Annotated in this window: 18 protein-coding genes; 15 read left to right on the plus strand and 3 right to left on the minus strand. The window is 56.8% G+C overall.

Annotation, left to right across the window (positions count from 1 at the left end; genetic code table 11):
* The first annotated feature begins 183 nt into the window (after positions 1-183).
* The 4 genes from rimJ (at position 184) to murJ (ending at position 4,019) form a co-directional block, all read left to right on the plus strand.
* On the plus strand, positions 184-768 hold the full coding sequence (rimJ, locus tag AC2TE5_RS08355) for a ribosomal protein S5-alanine N-acetyltransferase (protein ID WP_008500822.1): 585 nt from the start codon (positions 184-186) through the stop codon (positions 766-768).
* A 9-nt stretch (positions 769-777) separates the two neighbouring features.
* Positions 778-1,428, plus strand: coding sequence for a YceH family protein (locus tag AC2TE5_RS08360; RefSeq protein WP_484613012.1), 651 nt, complete (start codon positions 778-780; stop codon positions 1,426-1,428).
* Between the two features lie 2 nt (positions 1,429-1,430).
* A complete protein-coding gene (locus AC2TE5_RS08365; protein ID WP_484613013.1) occupies positions 1,431-2,354 on the plus strand; it encodes a Gfo/Idh/MocA family protein in 924 nt (307 codons plus the stop codon).
* A 129-nt stretch (positions 2,355-2,483) separates the two neighbouring features.
* Positions 2,484-4,019, plus strand: a complete 1,536-nt coding sequence (murJ, locus tag AC2TE5_RS08370) for a murein biosynthesis integral membrane protein MurJ (protein ID WP_484613014.1) — start codon at positions 2,484-2,486, stop codon at positions 4,017-4,019.
* A gap of 59 nt (positions 4,020-4,078) precedes the next feature.
* Here the strand turns inward: murJ and flgN are convergent, their stop codons facing one another.
* The 3 genes from flgN to flgA form a co-directional block, all read right to left on the minus strand.
* A complete protein-coding gene (gene flgN / locus AC2TE5_RS08375) occupies positions 4,079-4,504 on the minus strand; it encodes a flagella biosynthesis chaperone FlgN (RefSeq protein ID WP_025755834.1) in 426 nt (141 codons plus the stop codon).
* 4 nt (positions 4,505-4,508) lie between these two features.
* Positions 4,509-4,802 (minus strand): flagellar biosynthesis anti-sigma factor FlgM, encoded by a 294-nt coding sequence (flgM, locus tag AC2TE5_RS08380; RefSeq protein WP_023335261.1) that lies wholly within the window; start codon positions 4,800-4,802, stop codon positions 4,509-4,511.
* A 93-nt stretch (positions 4,803-4,895) separates the two neighbouring features.
* Positions 4,896-5,555: a flagellar basal body P-ring formation chaperone FlgA gene (gene flgA, locus AC2TE5_RS08385; RefSeq protein ID WP_484613015.1), complete on the minus strand. Its 660-nt coding sequence runs from the start codon at positions 5,553-5,555 to the stop codon at positions 4,896-4,898.
* 157 nt (positions 5,556-5,712) lie between these two features.
* On the opposite strand from flgA, the gene flgB reads away from it, so the two are divergent.
* The 11 genes from flgB to flgL all read left to right on the plus strand — a co-directional run bounded on the left by flgB (position 5,713) and on the right by flgL (position 15,609).
* Complete coding sequence (flgB, locus tag AC2TE5_RS08390) at positions 5,713-6,129, plus strand: flagellar basal body rod protein FlgB (RefSeq protein WP_023311135.1); 417 nt, start codon at positions 5,713-5,715, stop codon at positions 6,127-6,129.
* 3 nt (positions 6,130-6,132) lie between these two features.
* Positions 6,133-6,537, plus strand: a complete 405-nt coding sequence (gene flgC / locus AC2TE5_RS08395; RefSeq protein ID WP_008500814.1) for a flagellar basal body rod protein FlgC — start codon at positions 6,133-6,135, stop codon at positions 6,535-6,537.
* A gap of 11 nt (positions 6,538-6,548) precedes the next feature.
* Entirely contained in the window at positions 6,549-7,259 is a 711-nt protein-coding gene (flgD, locus tag AC2TE5_RS08400; protein WP_464283141.1) for a flagellar hook assembly protein FlgD, read from the plus strand.
* Positions 7,260-7,285: 26 nt separating this feature from the next.
* Positions 7,286-8,536 (plus strand): flagellar hook protein FlgE, encoded by a 1,251-nt coding sequence (gene flgE, locus AC2TE5_RS08405; RefSeq protein ID WP_029740348.1) that lies wholly within the window; start codon positions 7,286-7,288, stop codon positions 8,534-8,536.
* A gap of 20 nt (positions 8,537-8,556) precedes the next feature.
* Positions 8,557-9,312 carry a flagellar basal body rod protein FlgF gene (locus tag AC2TE5_RS08410; protein ID WP_484613016.1) on the plus strand — a complete coding sequence of 252 codons (756 nt, stop codon included), beginning with the start codon at positions 8,557-8,559 and terminating at the stop codon, positions 9,310-9,312.
* Positions 9,313-9,323: 11 nt separating this feature from the next.
* Positions 9,324-10,106 carry a flagellar basal-body rod protein FlgG gene (gene flgG, locus AC2TE5_RS08415; protein ID WP_008500810.1) on the plus strand — a complete coding sequence of 261 codons (783 nt, stop codon included), beginning with the start codon at positions 9,324-9,326 and terminating at the stop codon, positions 10,104-10,106.
* 57 nt (positions 10,107-10,163) lie between these two features.
* Positions 10,164-10,862, plus strand: a complete 699-nt coding sequence (gene flgH, locus AC2TE5_RS08420; RefSeq protein ID WP_148243242.1) for a flagellar basal body L-ring protein FlgH — start codon at positions 10,164-10,166, stop codon at positions 10,860-10,862.
* A gap of 12 nt (positions 10,863-10,874) precedes the next feature.
* The gene (locus AC2TE5_RS08425) at positions 10,875-11,972 is read left to right on the plus strand and encodes a flagellar basal body P-ring protein FlgI (protein WP_148243241.1); all 1,098 of its coding nucleotides are present in this window, start codon (positions 10,875-10,877) and stop codon (positions 11,970-11,972) included.
* Positions 11,972-12,925: a flagellar assembly peptidoglycan hydrolase FlgJ gene (gene flgJ / locus AC2TE5_RS08430; RefSeq protein WP_484613017.1), complete on the plus strand. Its 954-nt coding sequence runs from the start codon at positions 11,972-11,974 to the stop codon at positions 12,923-12,925. The genes AC2TE5_RS08425 and flgJ overlap by 1 nt, the downstream gene beginning before the upstream one ends.
* A gap of 75 nt (positions 12,926-13,000) precedes the next feature.
* Positions 13,001-14,641, plus strand: coding sequence for a flagellar hook-associated protein FlgK (gene flgK, locus AC2TE5_RS08435; protein WP_484613018.1), 1,641 nt, complete (start codon positions 13,001-13,003; stop codon positions 14,639-14,641).
* Positions 14,642-14,655: 14 nt separating this feature from the next.
* Complete coding sequence (gene flgL / locus AC2TE5_RS08440) at positions 14,656-15,609, plus strand: flagellar hook-associated protein FlgL (protein ID WP_213328257.1); 954 nt, start codon at positions 14,656-14,658, stop codon at positions 15,607-15,609.
* Positions 15,610-15,638 lie beyond the last annotated feature (29 nt).

A 15,638-nucleotide genomic window follows, 5' to 3' on the forward strand; every position in this document is an offset into this window, starting at 1 on the left:
CGCGTTTTTTCCCACCCCTGGGCGTGACAATATTTTTTTATCAAAAGGGTGCTTTGATAGAGAGTTCTCATCGAAAATAATGAAAAGAGGGCAAAATGGTATGTCACTGTTTTCACAGACGGCGCAGGCGCAGGTATAGTAAAGCTAATGGGTAAGCAGAAGTGACGGGAAGGAGTGGTATCGATGTTTGGCTATCGCAGTAATGTGCCAAAAGTGCGTCTGACAACGGACAGGCTGGTCGTTCGTCTGGTGCATGAGCGTGATGCCTGGCGTCTGGCGGATTATTACGCCGAGAATCGCCAGTTTTTAAAACCCTGGGAACCCGTTCGGGATGAGAGCCATTGTTACCCTTCCGGCTGGCAGGCGCGCCTCAGCATGATTACGGAATTTCACAAGCAGGGCAGCGCGTTTTATTTCGCGCTGCTGGATCCTGAAGAGAAAGAGATTATCGGGATCGCCAATTTTTCAAACGTGGTGCGGGGATCGTTTCACGCCTGCTATCTTGGCTACTCCATCGGCCAGAAATGGCAGGGGCAGGGGCTGATGTACGAGGCGTTAACGGTGGCGATCCGCTATATGCAGCGCACGCAGCATATCCATCGCATCATGGCGAACTATATGCCGCATAATCAGCGAAGCGGCAATTTGCTGGCGCGTTTAGGGTTCGAGAAAGAGGGTTACGCTAAAGACTATCTGCTGATAGACGGAGAGTGGCGCGACCACGTTCTGACGGCGTTAACCACCCGGGACTGGACCGCAGGTCGTTAAGGAGAAAAGATGAAGTATCAGCTAAACGGTACAGAAGCGCGCGTGATTGGGTGCTTACTCGAAAAACAGGTCACCACGCCGGAGCAGTATCCGCTCTCCGTCAACGCCGTGACCATGGCCTGCAACCAGAAGACCAACCGCGAGCCGGTGATGAACCTCAGCGAGCATGACGTTCAGGACGTGCTGGATGCGCTGGTAAAACGCCACTATCTGCGCACCGTCAGCGGCTTCGGCAACCGCGTGACCAAATACGAACAGCGCTTTTGTAACTCTGAATTCGGTGACCTGAAGCTGAGCAGCGCGGAAGTGGCGGTCATCACCACGCTGCTGCTGCGCGGGGCGCAGACGCCGGGGGAGCTGCGCACGCGCGCTTCCCGTATGCATGAGTTCAGCGATATGCAGGAGGTCGAGCAGACCCTGGAAGGGCTGGCTTCTCGCGAAGACGGCCCGTACGTGGTGCGACTGGCGCGCGAACCGGGCAAACGTGAAAGCCGCTATATGCATCTGTTCAGCGGCGACGTCGATGTCGCTACCGTGGAGAGCGACGCGGAATCCTCAGTAATCAATGACACTCTTGCCGCGCGGGTAGAGGCGCTGGAAGAAGAGGTCGCCGGGCTGAAAGAGCGTCTGGATGCGTTGCTGGCACATTTGGGAGACTGACGGTGAAAAAATTACGCGTAGGCGTGGTGGGGCTGGGCGGCATCGCGCAAAAAGCCTGGCTGCCTGTTTTAGGTGCGGCGACGGACTGGACCCTGCAAGGGGCATGGTCACCCACCCGCGAAAAGGCAGAACGTATCTGCGAAACCTGGCGCATTCCGTATGCTGCCTCCCTGCAGGATCTGGCCCGCGAGTGTGATGCGGTCTTTGTGCATACCTCAACGGCAACCCACTATCAGGTGGTGAGCGAGCTGCTCAATGCGGGGGTTCACGTCTGCGTGGATAAACCGCTGGCTGAAAATGTTCATGATGCCGAACGGCTGATTGAGCTGGCCGCGCGCAAAAAACTGACGCTGATGGTGGGCTTCAACCGCCGCTTCGCGCCGCTTTATCAGCAGCTGAAGGCGCAGTCGGGCACGCTCGCCTCGCTGCGGATGGATAAGCACCGTACCGACAGCATTGGGCCAAACGATCTGCGCTTCACCCTTCTGGATGACTATCTGCACGTTGTGGATACGGCGCTGTGGCTGAGCAACGGCGAAGCGCTGCTGAAAAGCGGTACCCTGTTGACGAATGACCAGGGGCAGATGGTCTACGCGGAACACCACTTCGCCGTTGAGCATCTTCAGATTACTACCAGCATGCACCGTCGGGCGGGAAGCCAGCGTGAATCCGTGCAGGCGGTGACCGACGGCGCGCTGTATGACATTACGGACATGCGCGAGTGGCGGGAAGAGAAGGGCAACGGCGTGGTGACGCTCCCGGCGCCAGGCTGGCAGAGCACCCTGGAGCAGCGCGGTTTCGCAGGATGCGCCCGCCACTTTATCACCTGCGTGCAAAATCAGACGGTTCCTGAAACGTCCGGCGAGCAGGCCATTCTGGCGCAGCGCATTGTGGAAAGGCTCTGGCGCGATGCCATGAGCGAATAACTCGCTGTAACATCTGCGGATAGTAATTCGTTGAAATCCGGTTAGACTAAGCGCCGCTTGTTGGCTTTGCCGGGTGGCGCTTAGTCTCACCCGGCCTACAATTCCGTATGGTTCTGGAAATTCACGTTAATGAACTTATTAAAATCGCTGGCGGCCGTCAGCTCGATGACCATGTTTTCCCGCGTGCTGGGTTTTGCGCGCGACGCCATTGTGGCAAGGGTATTTGGTGCAGGGATGGCCACGGACGCCTTTTTCGTCGCGTTCAAACTGCCGAACCTGCTGCGTCGTATTTTTGCGGAAGGGGCGTTTTCTCAGGCATTCGTGCCTATTCTGGCGGAATATAAAAGCAAGCAGGGTGAAGACGCGACGCGCGTCTTTGTTTCTTATGTCTCCGGGCTGCTGACGCTGGCTTTGGCGGTGGTGACCGTTTTCGGGATGCTGGCCGCGCCGTGGGTGATTATGGTGACCGCGCCCGGTTTTGCCGATACGGCTGACAAATTTGCGCTGACCTCGCAGCTGCTGCGCATTACTTTCCCCTATATTCTGCTCATCTCGCTGGCCTCGCTGGTGGGGGCGATCCTGAATACCTGGAACCGCTTCTCTGTTCCGGCGTTTGCGCCGACGTTTCTCAACGTCAGCATGATCGGTTTTGCCCTGTTCGCCGCGCCGCACTTTAACCCGCCGGTGCTGGCGCTGGCCTGGGCGGTCACCGTCGGCGGCGTGCTGCAGCTGGCGTACCAGCTGCCGCATCTGAAAAAAATCGGCATGCTGGTGCTGCCGCGCATCAATCTCAAAGATGCCGGGGCGATGCGCGTGATCAAGCAGATGGGGCCCGCTATTCTCGGCGTCTCCGTCAGCCAGATCTCGCTTATCATTAACACCATCTTTGCCTCTTTCCTCGTGTCCGGCTCGGTTTCCTGGATGTACTACGCCGACCGTCTGATGGAGTTCCCGTCCGGGGTGCTGGGCGTGGCGCTGGGGACCATCCTGTTGCCGTCGCTGTCGAAAAGCTTTGCCAGCGGCAACCATGATGAATATTGCCGCCTGATGGACTGGGGGTTACGTCTCTGCTTCCTGCTGGCCCTGCCAAGCGCGGTGGCGCTGGGTATTCTGGCTAAACCGCTGACGGTGTCGCTCTTCCAGTACGGAAAATTCACCGCCTTTGATGCCGCCATGACCCAGCGCGCGCTGATTGCCTACTCGGTCGGATTGATGGGGCTGATCGTCGTCAAGGTGCTGGCGCCCGGGTTCTACTCGCGTCAGGACATCAAAACGCCGGTGAAAATTGCCATTGTGACGCTGATTATGACCCAGCTGATGAACCTGGCGTTTATTGGTCCGCTGAAGCATGCAGGCCTGTCATTATCGATTGGTCTGGCGGCCTGTCTGAATGCCGGGCTGCTGTACTGGCAGCTGCGCAAGCAGGATATCTTTACGCCGCAGCCGGGCTGGGGAAGTTTCCTCGTGCGTTTGGTTGTGGCGGTACTGGTGATGTCTGCCGCGCTGCTCGGCATGATGTACGTGATGCCGGAGTGGTCTCAGGGCACCATGCCTTACCGTCTGATGCGGCTGATGGCCGTGGTAGGCGTCGGGGTGGTGGCTTACTTTGCCACGCTCGCGGTGCTGGGCTTCAAAGTGAAAGAGTTTGCCCGCCGTACGGCATAAACGCCAAAAGGGGAGTTCACCTTATGGTGCTCCCCGCTGCATGATTTTTCGCCCAGGCGTCAAATCGAAATCTTTTTAACTCCCGCAATACGCGCAGTCGCCGTCTGACCATCCGCACCGTACAGTCCGGTTTCTTTATGCGGTTTCAAGACCTCAAGCGCCTGCTGATTACGCTCAATCTGACCTTCCAGTAGCCAGCCGTTGTGCTGGTTAAGGTCGCGCAGGTGCTGGGTTTTTTCGGTAATGGTTTGCCAGCGCTCAACAATATCGTCATTGGCGCTGCGCTTAGGATCCTGCTCAGCGCGGCGCTGTTGCTCCAGATAATCCAGCGTTGCCAGAAGCGAACTTTTGTCTTCAGTAATACGCTGCAGCGCGCTGCCGTTGATGTGACCGGAAGAGAGATGCTGCTGCTCAGCGTCCATTACCGTTTTCAGGTCGTTCAGGACAACCGTCATTTGATCCAGTATTTCTGACAGTCGACTCATACGGTTAGTTACTCTGTAAGAAACTCTGTGCTTCCTGAATCAGGGCATCAGCAATCTTGCTGGTATCCATTTTCAGCTCACCGTTACGAATAGCCGTTTTCAGCGCTTCAACACGTTCCATATTGATATCGTTGCTGCCTGGCTGCATCAGTTTTGCCTGCGCGTCGCTCAGGGTTACGCTGGTGCTGTTGGACGTTGACGGTTTTTCCAGACGCGTTTTCTGCGTCGTCGCGTCATTCGTTTCGCGAGGTTGTACAGCGCTTACCGGCTTCAGGGCTGATGTACGATCAATGCTCATAGTGTTGTCCTCATCGAGGGTTCGCGGCGTTTGCGCCTGACATCATCATTAGTGGAATATTTATCGGCACGCGCCGCGAAATCTTTAAAAAGATTATAGGTTAATCAGAATATTCCCATCAGAATCGACGGTTCCGCTCACCACCTGGCCTGAGGACATTCTGACGCGGGCGTTTTGCGCCACCGCGGCATTGTTTAACGCTTTCCCTTCACTGTTGATGCTAAAGCCATCTCCGTTGGCCACCACCATCACCTGTTGACCCGCTTTTACCCGCCATGACTGCCGCAGCATTGAGAGCTGTATCGGCTGGCCGGGGGCGACATCGCGCAGGCTGACGGCGTCCTGTGCCTGATTCATTTCCAGCATGGTACGTGGAGGCAGCTGATCCAGACGGCCGCGCTTCAACGTCACGCTGTTCGTCTGCAGCACGCTGCCGCGCGCAATCGGCACGGCGGCGACAACATAATTGCCCGTCGCCTGAACTGCAACCTGTAAATAGCGTTTTTCGTTGGCGCAGCGTGCCAGCACGTTCACATTTCCCCACAGCCTGGTGGTCCCCGTCACGCTGAATGACGGTTGGTCACAGGTAGGGTACAGATTCGGTGGGGTGCGCACGGTCACGTTAACCTCATCGCTAAAGCCTGCCAGCTTTTCAGCAAAAAAAGCCGTCAGCCGATCCTGTAAGCCTTCAGCCTGCACCAGAGGGCTAAACAGCAAGAAAGTTGCCATCAGGGCACGTTTTAACGTTTGCATCGCAAGTTCCACCGTTTCCAGAGTTGAATGAATTCTACCTGCAGTGGTTTTGCATCAACGCAATAAATAGCGACGCATTTTGCGCTTATTCCGTCGATAGGGGAGACCGGGTGAGATTTAAGCTGTGAACTGAAATTTTGCCATCAGCGGAGGAGACATGCTCGATAAACTCGACGCCGCGTTACGTTTTCAGCAGGAAGCGCTCAATTTACGCGCCCAGCGGCAGGAGATTTTAGCCGCCAACATCGCTAACGCCGATACCCCAGGGTTTCAGGCGCGCGATATTGATTTTTCCAGTGAACTCAAAAAGGTGATGGAGCGTGGACGTGCCGAAGGAACGGGTGTTGCACTTGCCATGACATCCTCTCGCCATATACCTGCTCAGGCGATGACCGCGCCAGCGACCGATTTACTTTACCGCATTCCCGATCAGCCCTCACTCGACGGTAACACCGTGGATATGGACCGGGAGCGTACGCAGTTTGCCGATAACAGCCTGAAATACCAGACGGGCCTGACCGTACTCGGCGGACAAATCAAAGGCATGATGAACGTCCTGCAGGGGGGGAACTGATAGATGGCCTTGTTGAATATTTTTGATATTGCCGGTTCGGCGTTAACCGCGCAGTCCAAACGCCTGAACGTGGCTGCCAGTAACCTGGCAAACGCCGACAGCGTAACCGGACCAGACGGCCAGCCGTATCGGGCCAAACAGGTTGTCTTTCAGGTCGATGCTGCGCCTGGCGCGGCGACGGGCGGCGTGAAGGTGTCTGATGTGGTAGAGAGCCAGGCGCCGGACAGGCTGGTGTATGAACCGGGTAACCCGCTCGCGGATGCCAGCGGATACGTGAAAATGCCAAACGTGGATGTGGTGGGTGAGATGGTGAACTCCATGTCGGCTTCCCGTAGCTACCAGGCCAACGTCGAAGTGCTTAATACCGTGAAGAGCATGATGCTCAAAACGCTCACTCTCGGCCAGTAAAGGAGACATGCATGTCCATCGCCGTAAATGTGAATGATCCTACGAACTCGGGTGTTAATAACACGAAGAGTACGACAGGTTCTAACTCCCTCACCGGGAGCAATGCCTCCGATCTTCAGGGCAGCTTTCTGACGCTGCTGGTGGCGCAGCTTAAGAACCAGGATCCCACCAACCCAATGCAGAACAACGAACTGACCACGCAGCTTGCGCAGATCAGCACCGTGAGCGGCATTGAGAAACTCAACACCACCCTCGGCTCCGTCTCTGGGCAGATTAACAGTGCGCAGTCTCTGCAGGCGGCAAGTCTGATTGGTCACGGGGTGATGATCCCGGGAACCACGATTCTGGCGGGCACCAGCACCACCGAAGGCAACACCACAACGACCACAACGCCGTTTGGCGTTGAGCTCCAGCAGCCGGCTGAAAAGGTGACTGCAACGATCACGGATGCCAATAACGTGGTGGTTCGCACCATTGATATCGGCGAGCTGAAGGCGGGCGTTCACACCTTTACCTGGGATGGCAGCCTGACCGACGGCACTAAAGCACCAAACGGTTCCTACAAAGTCGCGATCAGCGCCAGCAACGGCACGACCCAGCTGGTGGCGCAGCCGCTGCAGTTCGCGCTGGTCCAGGGCGTGATTAAAGGAAGCGACGGCAACAAACTGGATTTGGGAACCTCTGGTTCCACCACACTCGACGAAGTTCGGCAGATTATCTAAGCCTTAACACTTATCAGGAGTAAGTCATGGCCTTTTCTCAAGCGGTCAGCGGCCTGAATGCTGCGGCCACCAACCTGGACGTCATTGGCAACAACATCGCCAACTCCGCGACCTACGGTTTTAAATCCGGTTCTGCTTCATTTGCAGACATGTTTGCCGGTTCCAAAGTCGGCCTGGGCGTGAAAGTTGCGGGCATCACTCAGGACTTTACCGACGGCACCACCACCAACACCGGTCGTGGTCTGGACGTTGCCATCAGCCAGAACGGTTTCTTCCGTATGGTCGATTCCAACGGCTCTGTGTTCTACAGCCGTAACGGTCAGTTCAAGCTGGACGAAAACCGTACGCTGGTTAACATGCAGGGCATGCAGCTGACGGGCTACCCGGTAGCGGGTACGCCACCAACCGTTCAGACCGGTGCGAACCCTCAGGCGATTACTATCCCGAATACCCTGATGGCGGCGAAATCGACCACCACCGCGACGCAGCAGATCAACCTGAACTCAACCGATCCTGTTCAAACAGCCCCCTTCGATGCGACAAACCCGGATACCTATAACAAAAAAGGGACCGTGACCGTATTCGACAGCCAGGGTAACGCCCATAACATGTATGTCTACTACGTTAAGACGGCCGACAATAAATGGGATCTTTACACTCAGGACGGCAGCGTTGCGGGTTCTACTGCGGCCAAAGCGGCGCAGATGAACTTTGATGCGAACGGTAACCTGGCGGGTGTCTATAACTACGACGCTGCGGGTGTACTGAGCGCAACGCCAAACGCCACGCCGGCAATTAACATCACCACGGGTTCTGTCAGCGGTGCGACGGCTGCGACCTTCTCCCTGAGCTTCCAGAACTCCATGCAGCAGAACACTGGAGCGAACAGCGTTGTGGCAACCAATCAGAACGGCTACAAGCCTGGCGATCTGGTGAGCTACCAGATCAACGACGATGGCACCGTGGTGGGAAGCTACTCTAACGAACAGTCTCAGGTTCTGGGACAGATCGTGCTGGCAAACTTCGCCAACAACGAAGGCCTGAAATCGGAAGGCGACAACGTCTGGTCTGCCTCCCAGTCCTCCGGGGTGGCGCTGCTGGGTACCGCAGGCACCGGTAACTTCGGCAAGCTGACCAACGGCGCGCTGGAAGCCTCCAACGTGGATATGAGTAAAGAACTGGTGAACATGATTGTCGCGCAGCGTAACTATCAGTCGAACGCGCAGACCATCAAAACCCAGGATCAGATCCTCAACACGCTGGTTAACCTGCGTTAAGCGGCTAACAGGAAAGCGCAATGGATCACGCAATATATACCGCGATGGGCGCGGCAAGCCAGACGCTCAATCAGCAGGCCGTTACTGCCAGCAACCTGGCAAACGCCTCTACGCCGGGCTTTCGCGCGCAGCTTAATGCGCTGCGCGCGGTGCCGGTTGAAGGGCTCTCTCTGCCAACCCGTACGCTGGTGACGGCATCAACCCCTGGTGCAGACATGACGCCAGGGCAGATGGACTACACCTCACGCCCGCTGGACGTAGCCCTGCAGCAGGACGGCTGGCTGGCGGTGCAAACGGCGGACGGCAGCGAAGGCTATACCCGTAACGGCAATATCCAGGTGAGCGCGACGGGCCAGCTGACGATTCAGGGTCATCCGGTGATGGGTGAAGCGGGTCCGCTGACCGTGCCGGAAGGCTCTGAGCTGACTATCGCCGCGGACGGCACCATTTCGGCGCTGAACCCGGGCGACCCGGCCAACACCGTTGCGCCCGTCGGACGTCTGAAGCTGGTTAAGGCGGAAGGCAAAGACGTGCAGCGTGGCGACGACGGCATGTTCCGTCTGACCCAGGCGGCGCAGGCGACGCGTGGTGCCACGTTACAGGCCGACCCGAGCATCCGCGTGATGTCCGGCGTTCTGGAAGGCAGCAACGTCAAGCCGGTAGCCGCCATGAGCGACATGATCGCCAGCGCCCGTCGTTTTGAAATGCAGATGAAGATCATCAGCAGCGTGGATGAAAACGCGAGCAAAGCTAACCAACTTCTGGCTATGAGTTAACAGGACTCCTTATGATCAGTTCTTTATGGATCGCGAAAACTGGCCTGGACGCCCAGCAAACCAATATGGACGTGATTGCCAACAACCTGGCAAACGTGAGCACCAATGGTTTCAAGCGTCAGCGTGCCGTTTTCGAAGATTTGCTTTATCAAACCATCCGCCAGCCGGGCGCGCAGTCTTCTGAACAGACGACGCTGCCGTCGGGCCTGCAGATCGGTACCGGCGTTCGCCCGGTGGCCACCGAGCGTCTGCACAGCCAGGGCAACCTGTCACAGACCAACAACAGTAAAGACGTGGCGATCAAAGGCCAGGGCTTCTTCCAGGTGCAGCTGCCTGACGGTACCTCTGCCTATACCCGCGACGGTTCGTTCCAGGTCGATCAGAACGGCCAGCTGGTGACGGCGGGCGGTTTCCAGGTTCAGCCTGCGATTACCATCCCGGCGAACGCCCTGAGCATCACCATCGGACGTGACGGTGTGGTCAGCGTGACCCAGCAGGGACAGGCCGCGCCGGTTCAGGTTGGGCAGCTTAACCTGACCACCTTCATGAACGATACCGGTCTGGAAAGCATTGGTGAGAACCTCTACACCGAAACGCAATCCTCCGGTACGCCGAATGAGAGCACCCCGGGCCTGAACGGTGCGGGCCTGCTGTACCAGGGTTATGTTGAAACGTCCAACGTGAACGTGGCGGAAGAGCTGGTGAATATGATCCAGGTTCAGCGCGCGTATGAAATTAACAGTAAAGCAGTGTCGACGACCGACCAGATGCTGCAGAAACTGACGCAACTCTAAGGTGTAGCCCGGTGCGGTAAACGCCGCACCGGCTCCCTGTTTTCGAAGATGAAGGCAATGCAAAAAAACGCGGCGTTTCGTTATCCGATACTGACTGTTCTGGCTGTCACCCTCAGCGGGTGTGCTTTGATCCCGTCTAAACCATTGGTCCAGGGTGCGACGACTGCCCAACCCGTTCCTGGCCCTTCGCCAGTGGTAAACGGCTCCATTTTCCAGACCGCGCAGCCGATTAATTACGGCTATCAGCCGCTGTTTGAAGATCGCCGCCCGCGTAACGTCGGCGATACATTGACCATTGTGCTGCAGGAAAACGTCAGCGCGAGCAAGAGCTCGTCGGCGAACGCCAGCCGCGATGGCAAAACCAATTTTGGCTTCGATACCGTGCCACGTTATCTCGAAGGGCTGTTCGGCAACGCGCGTGCTGATGTGAACGCGTCCGGCGGCAATACCTTTAACGGCAAAGGCGGCGCGAACGCCAGCAACACCTTCAGCGGTACGCTGACGGTCACGGTTGACCAGGTTCTGGTTAACGGCAACTTACACGTTGTGGGTGAAAAACAGATCGCCATCAACCAGGGCACTGAATTCATTCGCTTCTCGGGCGTGGTTAACCCTCGCACCATCAGCGGCACCAACACCGTTCCGTCCACCCAGGTGGCGGATGCGCGCATTGAGTACGTCGGTAACGGCTATATCAATGAAGCGCAAAATATGGGTTGGCTGCAGCGCTTCTTCCTTAATTTATCGCCGATGTAAGCGAGGTGACCCATGTTTAAATCGATCTTCGCCGTGGCGCTCGCGCTGGTGGCAACATTTGCCCAGGCTGACCGTATTCGCGACCTCACCAGCGTTCAGGGCGTACGTGAAAACTCCCTGATTGGCTACGGCCTGGTGGTGGGTCTGGATGGTACCGGTGACCAGACGACCCAGACGCCGTTCACCACCCAAAGCCTGAACAACATGCTTTCCCAGCTCGGCATTACCGTGCCGGCGGGAACCAACATGCAGCTGAAAAACGTGGCCGCGGTAATGGTCACCGCCTCCTTCCCGGCGTTTGCGCGTCAGGGGCAGACCATTGATGTGGTGGTCTCCTCAATGGGTAACGCCAAAAGCCTGCGCGGCGGTACGCTGCTGATGACTCCGCTGAAAGGCGTTGACAGCCAGGTGTATGCGCTGGCGCAGGGGAACATTCTGGTTGGCGGTGCGGGTGCATCCGCAGGTGGAAGCAGCGTGCAGGTGAACCAGCTGAACGGTGGACGTATCACCAACGGTGCGATCATTGAGCGTGAACTGCCGACCCAGTTTGGCGCGGGCAACACCATCAACCTGCAGCTCAATAATGAAGACTTCACGATGGCGCAGCAAATTGCCGATACCATCAACCGCAGCCGCGGCTACGGTAATGCAACGGCTCTTGATGCGCGCACCGTGCAGATCCGCACCTCCACCGGCAGCAGCAACCAGGTGCGCATGCTGGCGGATATCCAGAATATGGAAGTGAACGTTCCGGTACAGGATGCCAAGGTGATCATCAACTCCCGTACCGGATCGGTGGTGATGAACCGGGAAGTGTCGCTGGACAGCTGTGCCGTGGCGCAGGGGAATCTCTCCGTGACGGTAAACCGCTCCGCGAACGTGAGCCAGCCGAATACGCCATTTGGTGGCGGTCAGACGGTGGTGACGCCGCAAACGCAGATTGATATGCGCCAGAGCGGCGGGTCGCTGCAGAGCGTTCGCTCCAGCGCCAACCTGAACAGCGTGGTACGCGCCCTGAACGCCCTGGGGGCAACGCCGATGGACCTGATGTCTATCCTGCAATCCATGCAAAGCGCGGGCTGCCTGCGCGCCAAACTGGAAATCATCTAATGCTGACCGATAGCAAACTGTTGACCAGTGCAGCCTGGGACGCCCAGTCGCTCAACGAACTGAAAACCAAAGCAGGCAAAGACCCGGCGGCGAACATCCGCCCGGTCGCCCGCCAGGTTGAAGGGATGTTTGTACAGATGATGCTGAAAAGCATGCGTGAAACCCTGCCGAAAGACGGGATGTTCAGCAGTGATTCAACGCGTCTCTACACCAGCATGTATGACCAGCAGATTGCGCAGCAGATGACCGCCGGTAAAGGCCTCGGTCTGGCTGACATGATTGTGAAACAGACCGAAGCCGCGCAGGGCATTCAGCCTCAGGAGCAGCCGGAGCAGGTGCCGATGAAGTTCGACCTGGAAACGGTGACCAGTTATCAGAACCAGGCCCTGACGCAAATGGTGCGTAAAGCCATACCTAAAGCGACGGGCAGCGGCGATGAGCCGCTCTCCGGTGACAGCAAAGACTTCCTGGCGCAGCTTTCTCTGCCTGCGCGCCTTGCCAGCCAGCAGAGCGGCGTGCCGCATCACCTGATTCTGGCGCAGGCCGCGCTGGAGTCGGGCTGGGGTCAGCGCCAGATCCGCAAGGAAAACGGCGAGCCGAGCTTCAACATCTTCGGCGTGAAGGCCACCTCCAGCTGGAAGGGGCCGACAACGGAGATCACCACCACCGAATACGAGAACGGTGCGGCGGTGAAGGTCAAAGCAAAATTCCGCGTCTACAGCTCTTATCTGGAAGCATTGTCCGATTATGTCGGCCTGCTGAGCCGAAATCCGCGTTATACCGCCGTTACGCAGGCGGCGACGGCGGAGCAGGGTGCTCAGGCGCTGCAAAACGCGGGCTACGCGACTGACCCGAACTATGCACGCAAGCTCACCAGCATGATCCAGCAGCTGAAATCCATGGGCGAGAAGGTCAGCAAAGCCTATAGCACAGATATTGAAAATCTGTTCTGAAAGTTCTCAAGTCCCGGTGGAGGTTGCCGATAACCTTCATCAGGACTCGTGTCTGAACGTATAAAAGGAACCCCCATGTCCAGTTTGATTAACAGCGCCATGAGTGGCCTCAGTGCCGCGCAGTCGGCACTCAATACCGTCAGTAATAATATTTCAAGCTATAACGTGGCAGGTTACACCCGCCAGAGCACGGTGCTGGGCGCATCTAACAGCACGCTGACCGGCGGTGGCTGGGTGGGTAACGGGGTTTATGTCTCCGGTGTCCAGCGTGAGTATGACGCCTTCATCACCAACCAGCTGCGCGCCGCGCAGACGCAGAGCAGCGGTCTGACGACGCGCTATCAGCAGATGTCAAAAATCGATGATGTGCTCTCCGATACCACCAACTCGCTCTCCACCACCCTGCAGGATTTCTTCAAAAGCCTGCAAACCCTGGTGAGCAACGCGGAAGACCCGGCTGCACGTCAGACGGTGCTGGGGAAAGCGGGTGGTCTGGTCAATCAGTTCAAAACCAACGATCAGTATCTTCGTGACCAGGATACGCAGGTCAATACCGCCATCTCAAGCAGCGTGTCTCAGATCAACAACTACGCGACACAGATTGCGAATCTGAACGATCAGATTTCTCGATTGACCGGCGTTGGTGCGGGTGCTTCGCCTAACGACCTGCTTGACCAGCGGGATCAGCTCGTGACCGAACTGAACAAAATCGTGGGCGTGGAAGTCTCCGTACAGGATAGCGGCACGTTTAATATCTCTCTCGGCAACGGTTACAGCCTGGTGCAGGGCAGCAAAGCCAGCCAGCTGGCAGCCGTGAAGTCCAGCGCCGATCCGGCTCGTACGACCATCGCCTACGTCGATGACGTGGCGGGTAATATTGAGATCCCCGAGAAATTTATCACCACCGGTTCTTTGGGCGGTTTACTGACCTTCCGCACGGAAGATCTGGATAAAGCGCGTAACAGCCTGAACCAGATGGCGTTGGCCTTCGCCGATGCGATGAACACGCAGCATGAAGCCGGTTTTGATGCGAACGGTGATGCGGGCGGTAAGCTGTTCAACTTTGGTTCTCCGGCGGTGCTGTCCAACAGCAAGAACGGCGGCTCGGCCGTTGTCACGGCCTCCGTGGCGGACAGTAAACAGGTCCAGGCGACAGACTATAAGCTGCAGTTTAACGGTACTGACTGGACGGTCACCCGCACGTCAGACAAAACCAGCTTTACGATGAGCCCGGATGCCAGCGGTAATCTGTCGTTTGATGGCCTTAACGTCAACGTCAGCGGCACGGCAAATACCAAAGACAGTTTCACCGTGAAGCCTGTTTCCAACGTCATCATGAACATGGATCTCGCGATCAGCGACGAATCAAAACTGGCGATGGCATCGGTGCAGAACGGCGGCGAAAGTGACAACCGTAACGGCCAAAAACTGCTCGATCTGCAAAACGCTAAAGTGGTGGGGGGCAACAAAACCTTCAACGATGCGTATGCCTCTCTCGTCAGTACCGTCGGTAGCTCAACGGCGTCACTGAAGGTGAGTAGCCAGACGAAAGCCAATGTGGAAACACAGCTAGTCAAGCAGCAGCAAACCATCTCTGGGGTAAACCTCGACGAAGAGTATGGCAATTTGCAGCGTTATCAGCAGTATTACCTGGCCAATGCCCAGGTGTTACAAACTGCCAGTACGCTCTTCGATGCAATTATCAACATTCGTTAAGGTTGAGGTGAACAATGCGTATTAGCACCCAGATGATGTATGAGCAGAACATGCGTGGGATCACCGATTCCCAGAGCAGATGGCTGAGCTACGGTGAGCAGATGTCCTCCGGTAAGCGCGTCAATCGTCCTTCGGACGATCCTATCGCCGCGTCGCAGGCCATCGTTCTGTCGCAATCTCAGTCGCAAAACAGCCAGTTTGCACTCGCGCGTACCTTTGCAACGCAGAAGGTCTCGCTGGAAGATAACGTGTTAACCCAGGTGAACACCGCAATCTCAAGCGTGCGCGAGAAGTTAGTCTACGCGTCGAACGGCACATTAAGCGATGACGACCGTCTTTCTCTGGCGACCGATATTCAGGGGATCCGCGATCAGCTGATGAACCTGGCCAACACGACGGATGGTAATGGTCGCTTTATCTTTGCGGGATACAAAACCGAGAGCGCACCGTTTGATGCCGCGACCGGGGATTACAACGGCGGCGCAGAGGCCATCACCCAGCAGGTTGATACGGCGCGAAATATGACCATCAGCCATACCGGACAGCAAATTTTCGAAAGCATTACCAGTAATGCGGAACAGCTGCCGGGCGGTGGATATGGCCAGACCAACATGTTCAAAATCCTGGATTCTGCCATTGCGTCGCTGAAGACACCGATTGAGAACGATCCGGCTGCCGCAACGGCGCAAAACCAGGTGATTGCCAATGCGCAAATCGGCATCAAAAACTCCCAGAACAACGTCCTGACGGTCGTTGCGGATGTGGGAACCAAGATGAACGAGCTGGAAAAACTCGATACGCTGGGTGATGACCGCGCCCTGGGTCAGACCAAGCAGATGAGTGACCTGGTGGATGTTGACTGGAACGAAGCGATTTCCTCTTACACCATGCAGCAGGCGGCCCTGCAGGCGTCTTATAAAGCGTTTAGCGATATGCAGGGCATGTCTCTGTTCCAGCTGAACAAATAACATCTTGACCTCTTAGAACATGTCTTGAC

It is taken from the genome of Enterobacter sp. N5-15, from assembly GCF_057221635.1.